Annotated in this window: 2 protein-coding genes; both read right to left on the bottom strand. The window is 30.2% G+C overall.

What is annotated here, in order from left to right; genetic code table 11:
- Nucleotides 1-362: 362 nt before the first annotated feature.
- Nucleotides 363-1,136, bottom strand: a complete 774-nt coding sequence (sctE, locus tag BHE89_RS26190; RefSeq protein ID WP_286146236.1) for a type III secretion system translocon subunit SctE — start codon at nt 1,134-1,136, stop codon at nt 363-365.
- Nucleotides 1,137-1,161: 25 nt separating this feature from the next.
- Complete coding sequence (locus tag BHE89_RS26185) at nt 1,162-1,440, bottom strand: hypothetical protein (RefSeq protein WP_286146235.1); 279 nt, start codon at nt 1,438-1,440, stop codon at nt 1,162-1,164.
- Nucleotides 1,441-1,588: the final 148 nt, after the last annotated feature.

Here is a 1,588-nt window from a genome sequence, read left to right as displayed (position 1 = left end):
TGATCCTTCACTCATCTTTTTTAAAATCTCGGTTATAGCATCAATATTTTCATGATAGCTTTCCATTATCTTATCCATCAATTTTTGAATTAAATTTAAGTCTGTATTAAAAAGACATACTCTTTATCATATCTGATTTGACTTTATTACTTATAGATGATCCTTCACTCATCTTTTTTAAAATCTCGGTTATAGCATCAATATTTTCATGATAGCTTTCCATTATCTTATCCATCAATTTTTGAATTAAATTTAATATAGCATCTAATTTTTTTACTATCCGCCACCGATTGCAAAAATATTAGCTGAAAATGACAGTACTATAAATATTAACTGCATTTGTTGCCGTTGAATTTACTAATTTAGATACAACGACAGTACGATTTAGCATAATCGACGCTTTTTTTGGAAATATCCTTAGCCAATTGCTTATTAATTTTTTCCATGGCTTCTTCGACTGCTTGTATAATAATTTCTTTAATCATTTTGCCTAATACAGCTTCAAGGGTATCGTGTAATACTCTTTTTAATGTATTTCTCATTTGTTGATTAAATATTTTATTTGCAACATCCGTAATGCCTTTCATTATAGGACCAATAACAAAACTTAATGCCATTGCAGCAGCGAATAAAACAATCGCAATTATAATTTGTAGTGCCATTTTTAGTTTTTCTTGAATAGCACTTTTCATTTCTTCAATGGCTTTCTTATCTATACCAAATGCTTTTAATCCATCAATAGTGCTATTAATGGCATCAGCAAGAAAATCAACAATCTTATCTATTGCTTTCATAATGGATTCAGAAATGGGAGCCATAACTTCATCCATAAATGATTTACCTGTGGTAGCTTGAACCACTTCATCAGCCACAGTTAAGGCAACATCAGCCACAAATAATGTTATAGCAACAGCCATTAATACCATCGAAGCACCCGCCGTAAAAATAGAAGCAACACCTGCAACAAATGCGAGTAATCCACTTAAAATTTTTAAGCCTATGCCTGCCCAATATTGAATTTCTTCTTGTTTTTTAAGTTGAGCTTTTTGATCTTTAATTTTATCTTTTAGTGATTTTTCCGTCACTTCCTGCATTTCTTCAAAAAGTTTTTGCTCATTTTCAGTTCGTTGTAACATCACCTTTAATGTAAGTTCTCGTGTTTTAGCCAATAAAAAAAGTGAGTAATGCCATTCCCGATAATGAGTCAGACATTATTTCAAGCTCTAAAGCACTTTGTGAAACTGTCAATGTTCTATATGTTTCTCTTATTTCTTCCAGTTTTCCTTTGACTGACTTATTTTCTTTTTTATTTATTAATGCTTTTAATTCATCGCGATGTGTCGTAATTTTACTTAACTTATCATCGCTCATAGGAAATGTCAGGCATATACTTAAAAACATCATCAAAAGAAAAGTGGATAATTTTTCATATACCCCCATTTTAATTCATCCAATGGCGTTTTTGAAATATCAGTAGGGAGTTTCATAAATGGAAAGTTTTTTTTCAATTAACTTTTCCATATCTTCTTTAGATTTAATTTTCCCTGAGAGTAATTCTTTAATCAATGAATTAGGTATCTTATTGTTT

Origin of the sequence: Shigella sp. FC1967, assembly GCF_001743005.1 — a bacterium.
Taxonomy (GTDB): domain Bacteria; phylum Pseudomonadota; class Gammaproteobacteria; order Enterobacterales; family Enterobacteriaceae; genus Proteus.
The sequence above is the reverse complement of the archived record's forward strand: the minus strand, read 5'-3'. Positions and strand labels throughout refer to the sequence as shown.

Bases quoted from the DNA above. Each gene is read 5' to 3' on its own strand.
- sctE (WP_286146236.1), bottom strand. From the start codon at position 1,136: ATGTTACAACGAACTGAAAATGAGCAAAAACTTTTTGAAGAAATGCAG.
- BHE89_RS26185 (WP_286146235.1), bottom strand. From the start codon at position 1,440: ATGGGGGTATATGAAAAATTATCCACTTTTCTTTTGATGATGTTTTTA.